General features: G+C 40.1%; 8 protein-coding genes, 1 tRNA gene and 1 riboswitch. Of the genes, 3 read left to right on the top strand and 6 right to left on the bottom strand.

Features of this window, described 5'->3' with window-relative positions; genetic code table 11:
• Window positions 1–10: 10 nt before the first annotated feature.
• From KH364_RS06965 to KH364_RS06990, 6 genes are all read right to left on the bottom strand, one after another.
• A complete protein-coding gene (locus KH364_RS06965) occupies window positions 11–1165 on the bottom strand; it encodes a glycosyltransferase (protein ID WP_273299085.1) in 1155 nt (384 codons plus the stop codon).
• 82 nt (window positions 1166–1247) lie between these two features.
• A complete protein-coding gene (locus KH364_RS06970) occupies window positions 1248–1547 on the bottom strand; it encodes an HU family DNA-binding protein (protein ID WP_009351071.1) in 300 nt (99 codons plus the stop codon).
• A gap of 52 nt (window positions 1548–1599) precedes the next feature.
• Window positions 1600–2382, bottom strand: a complete 783-nt coding sequence (gene mazG, locus KH364_RS06975; protein ID WP_273299086.1) for a nucleoside triphosphate pyrophosphohydrolase — start codon at window positions 2380–2382, stop codon at window positions 1600–1602.
• Entirely contained in the window at window positions 2366–3973 is a 1608-nt protein-coding gene (locus tag KH364_RS06980) for a polysaccharide biosynthesis protein (protein WP_273299087.1), read from the bottom strand. Before KH364_RS06980 ends, mazG begins: the two co-directional genes overlap by 17 nt.
• On the bottom strand, window positions 3970–7266 hold the full coding sequence (gene mfd, locus KH364_RS06985) for a transcription-repair coupling factor (RefSeq protein WP_273299088.1): 3297 nt from the start codon (window positions 7264–7266) through the stop codon (window positions 3970–3972). The genes KH364_RS06980 and mfd overlap by 4 nt, the downstream gene beginning before the upstream one ends.
• 237 nt (window positions 7267–7503) lie before the next feature.
• A tRNA-Leu gene (locus tag KH364_RS06990) sits at window positions 7504–7588 on the bottom strand.
• 387 nt (window positions 7589–7975) lie between these two features.
• A riboswitch (cobalamin riboswitch) is annotated at window positions 7976–8148 on the bottom strand.
• Window positions 8149–8290: 142 nt separating this feature from the next.
• Here KH364_RS06990 and KH364_RS06995 point away from each other — a divergent pair.
• From KH364_RS06995 to KH364_RS07005, 3 genes are read left to right on the top strand one after another with little or no spacing between them, the layout of a single operon-like run.
• Window positions 8291–8566 (top strand): XRE family transcriptional regulator, encoded by a 276-nt coding sequence (locus tag KH364_RS06995; protein ID WP_273299089.1) that lies wholly within the window; start codon window positions 8291–8293, stop codon window positions 8564–8566.
• Between the two features lie 15 nt (window positions 8567–8581).
• Window positions 8582–8887, top strand: coding sequence for a TM2 domain-containing protein (locus KH364_RS07000; RefSeq protein WP_009351153.1), 306 nt, complete (start codon window positions 8582–8584; stop codon window positions 8885–8887).
• Window positions 8887–9330, top strand: a complete 444-nt coding sequence (locus KH364_RS07005; RefSeq protein WP_273299090.1) for a hypothetical protein — start codon at window positions 8887–8889, stop codon at window positions 9328–9330. Before KH364_RS07000 ends, KH364_RS07005 begins: the two co-directional genes overlap by 1 nt.
• Window positions 9331–9497 lie beyond the last annotated feature (167 nt).

Raw genomic sequence — 9497 nt, forward strand, 5'->3', positions numbered from 1 at the left:
CACAGTTTAATTAGCCAATTACTTCTTCAGCTTGTACTAATTCCTCTTGCTTTGTAGCGTCTAAAATTTCAATTAAGCTATTTACAATATTAGCTGCTCCATCTACATGCCATTCACGAGCGCGTTCAGACATTTGTTGTAGTCTTGGAGAGTTAATAAGAAGCGCGGTCACAACGTCTTCTAAGTTGTGAATATCGCGGGCCCAACGAGCACAGCCGCGTTGCTCTAATAGCTCTGCATTGGCCTCTTCTTGCCCTGGAATGGCATTAAAGAATACCATAGGCAAACCAATTGTAACAGCCTCCATACAAGTCAAAGCACCAGGCTTTGTAACGAGTAGGGAAGACGATTTCATGAGCTCAGAAATATTTGTAGTATAGCCATATACAGTAGTCTTTGTTTTCATAGAATCACTAAGGGTAACTAAGGATTCATAAAGAGATGTATTTTGACCGGCTACTACAGTAATTTCACCGATACCATTAACATCATCTAAATGTTTAAGTGCCGTTTCGAGGGACCCCAAACCAAGACCACCACCCATGACGAGTACTTTCACAGGTTCCTCTAAGCTATATTCCTCAATAGCATCACGGAAAAAGGAACGGCGCACAGGAATACCAGACACATGAATACGAGTTTCATCAATACCAGCGGATACCATTTCGGTAACCATAGACTCAGTCGCTACATAGTACGTATCGATTTGCGGATAGAGCCAAAATTGATGACTACTAAAGTCCGTCATAATCGCTACCAATGGCACATCAATATGACCTTGGCGCTTCAAAATTGACGCGGCCCCACAAGGGAATGGATGGGTAAAGACCATCACATCTGGCTTCTCTTGTTGAACCAGCTTGAGCATACGACTTTTAAGGAGATAGGACAATGCAGTTTGCAAAATAGTCCCTCGTCGCTCCCCTTTTGATACACGATAAATCATATCGTAAAGCATAGGGAATACGTCGATCATCTTAATATACGTCCCCTTAATCAAATGCTCTACAGACATAGTTTCTGTATCTAAAAAGTCCACATGAGTAATCGATGCGTGTGGCTCTTTTTCTTTCCAATATTCTTCTATGGCTCTTGCGGCCTGCATATGTCCTGTCCCGATAGAGGCGGACACAATGAGAACCTTCCGTGATGTTTCGTTATTCATAGTGCACCCTTTCTCTGTGCATTATACCATAAATAGACCAAAAAAAGAGACCTCGAAAGGTCTCTTTCATATCCTTTAGGGATTATTTTTTGCGTTTTTTAGCTTTTGTAGCGTTAACTTGCTCTTTCAAACCTTTACCAGCTTTGAATGCAGGGGATTTGGAAGCAGCGATTGTGATAGTTTTACCGTTTTGTGGGTTACGGCCTTCACGAGCAGCGCGTTCACGAACTTCGAAAGTACCGAAGCCGATAACTTGTACTTTACCGCCAGCAGCTAATTCTTCAGCAACTGTGTCAAATACAGCTTTTACCGCTTTCTCAGCGTCTTTTTTTGTTAATTCAGTTTTTTGTGCAACACTTGCGATTAATTCTGTTTTGTTCATGACAGAACCTCCTTAAAAATACAATACCTTAGAAGTATGCAAAACCTCTAGGCTACTTTTCCTGCACTTTAGCCTCCTCCCAAAAAGCATCCAGCTCAGCTAATGAAAAGTCTTCCCATGAGCGATCGCTTTGGTTAACACAAGCCTCTACATGTAAAAAACGCTGTCGGAACTTTGTGTTTGTGCGATTTAGTGCATTTTCACCGCTTATTTTATACCATCTGAGTAGATTAATCAAGGAAAAAAGCACATCTCCTGCCTCTTTTTCCATATTTTCTTTATCTTTTTGTGCTATAGCCTCCTTAAATTCACCCATTTCTTCGGAAACTTTCGCCCAAACCGGATCGAGCTCATCCCAGTCAAAACCTAGCTTCGCGGCCTTTTCCTGAAGCTTATAAGCGGCCACTAAAGCAGGTAAACCTTTAGACACACCATCTAATACAGATTTTTGAATATTTTTCTTTTCTTTTGCCTTTAATTCATCCCATGAGTATGATTTTTCATCATTTTCAGGATTAAAAACATGAGGATGACGACGGATCATTTTTTCAGTAACGTCATGTATTACATCTTGTAAGGTAAAATGACCCGCTTCCTCTGCTAGTTGACTATGAAAGACAACTTGTAATAATACATCCCCTAATTCTTCACGAAGGTTGGGCATATCTTTATTATCAATGGCATCTACGACTTCATAGGTTTCTTCAATGAAATAGCGTCGTAAGGATTCATGCGTTTGCTTTTGATCCCAAGGGCACCCATTAGGCGCACGTAAGGCTTTTACTACATCCACTAATGGTTGTACAGATACGGGTTCCTTAGTATTGTTCTTCATAGAGCTTTGCTTCCTCCTTATCTCGACGAGCTTGTAAACGCTTGCCAATGATTGGGAAATGATACATATCATCCTTCACAACGGCCTTAGTAAGCCACAAAGATAGACCATACACAAATACGGCTACTACAATAGCAGCAGCTACAGCACCACCATTACCTAATAACTCTACAATACTCACATAGATAACTTGCGTTGCGCCTCCCATGGCCATAGCAGATACGGAAATTTTCAGCAATTCAAGTTTATTAAGCACAGAGCCGACATATTTTTTTACAAATATATAGTTTATGAGTGCAGCAATGGCGAAGTTTAAATTTGTAGCCCATGCAGCACCATTAATACCAAGCTCAACAGTTCCTGTCAGCTCATAATCTAAAAATGTTTTTGCTAATAAACCAACGAAAATCGCTACCATAGGGATTACAGTTCGCCCCAAACCTTGCAGAATGCCCGCTGTAATTTGCTGCCATCCTAAGAATACAATACTCAGGCTAATAACGGCGATAACAGGCCCTGCATTAGGCGTTGCATAAATCAGCAGGGAAATAGGCGTCGCCAGTACACAAAGGCCAATACAGGCGGGAATCGTGAACATATTGGCAATTTTAATAGCCGTACTTGCCCGCTGCACAATACGGTTAATATTACCTTGTGCATGAGCTTCAGATACAGCCGGTACTAAACTAGCCGCCAAAGAGGTAGTCAAAATGATAGGTAAACCAATGAGTGATGTGGCCATCCCTGTAAGGTATCCAAACTGTGTTGTTGCTTCATTGAGGTAATACCCAATATCCATCAAACGCTTCGGCACTATGAATGTATCGATGAGAGATACCATAGGCAGCATAATATTTGCCATAGATACTGGTATAGCGAGACTAAATAATCGTTTCACTACAGCACTATTGCTTTCACAGATAGCATTTGTATTTTGTTGTGAAAGCATCTGTTCGCGCACGCGTCGTTGACGATAGTAAAAGAAAATTAATACGAGTAAACCTGCTAATACACCTGGGAAGGTGGCGAAGGTAGCACCCCCTGCCGCTAAATGTAAGCCTCTATCGATGAAGTAGTAAGCTAAGCCAACCATAGAGGATACGCGGAAAATTTGTTCAAAGATTTGGCTCGTCCCCGTAGGCACCATGTATTGGAAGCCTTGGAAATAACCTCTAAAGCAACTTAGAATCGTTACTACAAAGATAGCTGGCGATAACAACTGAATGGCTATGAGAGCTCGTGGATCTGTAATAATCTGAGTATCTATGAGCCACTGTGCACTGCCATATAAGGCCAAGCTAAATACTAAACCTAAAATAGTAAGTACTCTTAAGGATACAGAAAATACTTGTTGTACGCCCCTCATATCATCATTGGCGAGCTTTTCCGCAATCATAATGGAAATGGCTACGGGAATACCAGCCGCAGAAATGCTGACGATAATTTGGTAGATTGGATAGGCCATCATATATAGGCCAATGCCTTCACCACCGAGAACACGGGCGATAAGAACTTTACTAAACGCACCGATGACCTTCACAATAATACCGGCTAAGGTTAAAATCATGGCACCCTTTAAAAATCGATTCATAGGCCCTCCTTAGACGATGACTTGTGGCTCAGTGCCTTCATCACCGCTTCCGTAATGGTCAAAATAGAACCTTTCATGCCATTAAGGCTCACATATAATGTGGCTGGCTTGGTGTCTGCAAATTTCATTTTTTTCCAGAGATCTTCCCGTACAGCCCCCATATCCCAGTCGGCCATTTTGGAGTCATCATACCAATGGATCGTAAGCTGTTTATCTCTACGGACGATACTCTTAATACCAAGCAGACGTGCTTGCTCTTTAATTTGAGCAATACGCAATAATCTATCTACCGGATCTGTAGGCGTACCAAAACGATCTATCAGTTCATCTGTCATGTCATCTAGTTGTTCTTTAGATTTAATATGTAACAACCGTTGATATACAGAAATCTTACGAGCACTATCTTTGATGTACTCATCATCGATAAAGGCATCCACCTCTAAATCAATAGCTGGATCAATAGATACCTCGCGCTCTACCTCTTTATTTTGAGCCTTTGCAATCGCTTCTTCAAGCATACTTACGTACATGCCAAAGCCAACAGATGCGATATTGCCATGTTGCTGTGAACCCAATAAATTGCCTGCACCACGAATTTCTAAGTCTCGCATAGCAAGTTTGAAACCAGCACCTAGCTCCGTGAACTCTTCAATAGCTTTTAAGCGCTTTTCTGCAGCTTCTGAAAGCATTTTGTCAGGTCGATACATAAAGTATGCATAGGCCCGTCTGCGAGAGCGCCCTACGCGTCCACGCATTTGATATAGCTGAGATAAACCTAACCGATCCGCATCATAAATGATGATCGTATTGGCGTTCGGAATATCTAGACCGGTTTCGATGATACTGGTGGACAATAATACGTCGTAATGACCTTCATAGAAGTCGGTCATAATTTCTTCAATTTGACGGCCCGTCATTTGACCGTGAGCAATAGCATAACGCAAACCTGGCAACGCCGCTTCTAATAATTCACCCATGTGATTAATAGATGCCACGCGGTTATATACAAAGTAAACTTGTCCCCCCCGTGCCAATTCTCGCTTAATCGCATCTGCAACGAGATTCATGTCATATTCCACCACATAGGTCTGAACAGGTAAGCGTTCTTCTGGTGGCGTATTGATGACAGACATTTCACGAACACCTACGAGAGACATATGTAAGGTCCGTGGAATTGGTGTAGCACTCAAAGTGAGCACATCAATATTACTAGCCCACTCTTTCCATTTTTCCTTTTGCGCTACCCCAAAACGTTGCTCCTCGTCTACAACGAGCATGCCCAAGTCTTTAAAGACAACCTTTTTGTTAAGTAGCGAATGGGTACCGATGAGAACATCAATAGAGCCATTCTCTACACCTTTTAAAACTTGTTTCTTCTCAGCTGTACTGCGGAATCGATTAAGTACATCTACCTTTACGCCAAATGGGGCAAAGCGATTCAAGAAGGTTTGGAAATGTTGTTGCGCCAAAACAGTAGTTGGTACGAGCACCGCAACTTGCTTGCCACTCATAACAGCTTTAAAGATAGCTCTCATAGCGACTTCAGTTTTACCAAACCCTACGTCTCCAGCTAGCAAGCGGTCCATAGGAACAGGTCGTTCCATAGATTCTTTAATTTCCGCCGTAGCTTGTAACTGATCTTCCGTCTCTTCATATGGGAATGCATCTTCAAACTCTTGCTGCCATGGTTGATCTGGCAAAAATGCAAAACCTTCTGTAATTTCTCGTTGTGCATATATCTCAACGAGCTTATCTGCCAAATCATCGATGGATTTTTTTGCCTTTGTAACAACCTTAGCCCAGTCACGGCCACCCATCTTATGAATACGAGGCACATCACCTTCATTGCCGATGTATTTTTGTAACTGATCTAAATTGTTTGCAGGTAAGAACAGTTTATCCGTTCCCGCATAAGCGATTTCAATATAGTCGCGATGAATGCCTTCTGTTTCTATCGTTTTAAGGCCAATATACTTACCGATACCATGCATACTATGTACAACATAGTCACCAGGGGTTAAGTCCGTAAAATAATTGATTTCTTGGCCCTTTTTAGGCTTGTTGCGAAGCTTACGCTTTTGTTGTCCGTAAATATTGCCTTCTACGACAACTACTAAATGGCTATTTGGCAATTCAAAGCCATCGGTCAATAACCCTTGTAATATAACAACCGTATTAGGCTTAGCAATCCATTCTTCACTATGAATAAAGGCGATATTTTCTCCTTCAAGAGCTCGTTCAATGCCTTCTCGTCGTTGTTGGTTATTTAATACCAATACAACTTGATGATTTAGGCGATGCCATTGCTTAATTTCATCTGTTAATAAAGGAATTTGACGCTCAAAGCTCGTCATCGTCTTCCCTTGAATACCAATAGGGTTAAATCCAGTAAGACCAATAGAGCGTTGTTGCATAAATGTAAAAGCCACTTGAGTCATCGCTTCTACAGTGCGCTGCAATTCACTCCAGTCACAATGATTTTTACGATGTGTAGGATCTTCCTTGAGGAATTTCTTTAACGCTTCTTGAATACGTCCTGGCTCATCGTAAATGAGGAGACCATCCTTTACATACGATAATAAGGTACTATCTGCATCGCTTTTACCAAGGAAGAAAGGCGTCACCGTATAAGAATCAATTTGTTCAATAGACCGTTGATTCGCTACAGAGAAAAACCGCAAGGTATCGATTTCATCACCAAAGAATTCTATACGTATGGGATTGTCGCTATTAACAGGATAGATATCTAAAATATCGCCACGCACGGCAAAATGACCACGTTGTTCCACCTGGTCTACCCGCTCATATCCAATTGTGACAAGTTGTTCAAGCGCTGTATCACGCTCAATCGTATCATTTAAAGCAAAATGTAGCGATTGTCCTTTTAAATATTGTGGAGATACAACGTATTGTGTAACCTCCTCTGCATTAGCAATAACCACAGCTGGCTCCTGCCATGCAAGAAGGGCTAATGCTCGCATCTGTGCACCTTGGTCTTCAAGGCTACGTGCTACAGTTGTAAAGTCTACATGATCTGTGATAGGAAATGAGAGGACTGGAACATTAGGCATGAAAAAAGCTAAGTCCCGTTCCCACATCTCTTTATGGTCTTTATCATGGACTACGATAACTACAAGCTTTGTAAGGCCTGTAGTAAATGCTTGGTTTAAGAGGAAACTCTTTTGAGAACCACTAAGACCATATATAACTGACTTTCCTTTCCGCTGAAATGCGTTTAGCCCATCCACAAAGGATGGGTTCTGTGAAAGCAGCTTAGTTAATGTATTATCCATACTGCACCATATAGTATTACTATGATTGTATTAATTAAATAGTTCTAACTCATTTATTATAACATATAACCTAGTAGTTAAGCTTATAGACCGCGTTATATATAATAGTAAAAATGCGATAACAGATATAGTTATAGTTATGCTTATAGTTATAGTTATAGTTATAGTTATTTTTATATCCGTTTTAAATACCTAATTTTAGGCAAAAAAATAGCACCTCTAAAGGTGCAATAAAGTTGGTGCGGGAGAAGGGACTTGAACCCCCACGCCGTAAGGCGCCAGATCCTAAGTCTGGTGCGTCTGCCAATTCCGCCACTCCCGCGTCTCAACTGAAATAATAATATCATGTATAGAATTCATCGTCAATCATTTTTTTATAATTAACTTAAATTTCATGTATCTCATAAAATAAAAAGAGACTGACCCAGAATCCGAACTACTAGAATCCTGGGTCAGCCTCTTTTTTAGGATGATGATGAATAAATGCATGCCCTACATTTACCATAAAATATATTAACAGTCATAACGTATGTCATGCTGGTAATACCAAAAGGTATAATCCACCATGACCATAGCACGACATTAAGGTCGTAAGAACTATAATCTAAATATCAAAATAATATATTTAGAACGTATAGAACTAAAAAATCCTTTTTACGGGTACGTAAAAAGGAGCTATTAACTTCTCCTCCCTATCTCTCGTAGGTCAAATGGTGAATGTTGAATAGGCAGTTCTCCTGACTCGGCTTCATCGCTCATCTAGCCTTCCCAGTTTCCCAGTGACTTAATTTAGACTCGCTCGACCATACAGTGGCGGGACCGTGCTGGCATTTAACCAGCTTCTCTATTATGCTTTTCAGCACCTATTCCCAAATATGATGTTTTCTATGAGTTAATATTAACACCGCTAACGTATTAAGTCAATTTATTTTTGTAATTTTATTAACTTCATCTTTTATTCATCTATTGCCATATATCATATTTTTAATTACAATATAATAGTATCTATAAATAGGAGGAATCTATGTATATCGGAGATTTCATTAAACAATATCGCGACTCCAATGGAGTATCCATTGAAGACTTTGCAAATAAAGCAGGTTTAACTACTACTGAAATTGAAGTATTAGAGAAAAATGTACAAGACGATGGTACTGTAGTACCCGTAGCAATGCGCCAAATCAAAGGTATTGCAGCCGCTATGGATGTACCTATGCCTATGGTCATGGCACAGATTCCTTCAGATCAAGAATTAGTTGTACATGTTGTGGCAGAGTCTGATCAGCCACACGCAAAGTAGTATAAAGGAGATTTTATGACACCTGATGTATTAGCACTTTTACAAGGCTTAACAGAGCAGCAAAAAAACTATGTATTATCTGCTCAAGCGCGTCAAAAAGAAACAGGTATGGCCTACCTATTCTGGTTCGTCCTTGGCGTACATTATTTCTATTTAAACAAACCAGTTATTAATATTATCTACTGGCTTACAGCTGGTGGCTTAGGTATTTGGATGATAATCGACTTATTCCGTATTCCAGGCATGGTTAAAGATCGTAATAAGGCTATCATTAAAGAAGCTATTGAAGAAGCTAAAAAGCTATATCCTGAGGTGCAATAATGAAAAAATTTTTGTTAATTGCTGCAGCTTTCACTATCTTAGGTATCCTCCCCTCACAAGCAGTTAATATTGCTGATTTAGAGAATGCACGAGGCTATGCCTATTTATATCGTATGAACGGCCAAAATTATTATGCTGAACAACGCGTTAAAGTTATTGCCGGTGAAGGTAATAACTTTGAAATTATAGGTCGTACCTATAGTCATCAAGGAGCTCAATATTATATGACAGAGTATATTAACCATTATTACTTTGATCAAGACAACGATACGATTCAATGGGTTCAAGACCAACGTAATATTATTGACGCTCGTACCGGTAAAGTATTACGTGAAGAAAAACGTAATAAAGCTAAATTAATTACCTTAAAACCAGATACATATGGTTATATGCAAGCCATCTATTGGCGTGACCTTGCTGTTGCAGCTGGTCAGCTTAAATAGGCCAACGATAGACGGATTTCTAGTTTATAATAGTTTCTGTATAAAAATCTACATACAACAAAGGACTCTAGGGTTATAGGACAAAAAGTGTGTGTGACTAATCCCAATAAGTTGGAAAATCTGTAGACATATGTAGCTCATTCCAAACAGGAGCATCACCCCATTGA

This window comes from Veillonella sp. oral taxon 158 (assembly GCF_018376515.1).
In the GTDB taxonomy this organism is placed as follows: domain Bacteria; phylum Bacillota; class Negativicutes; order Veillonellales; family Veillonellaceae; genus Veillonella; species Veillonella rogosae.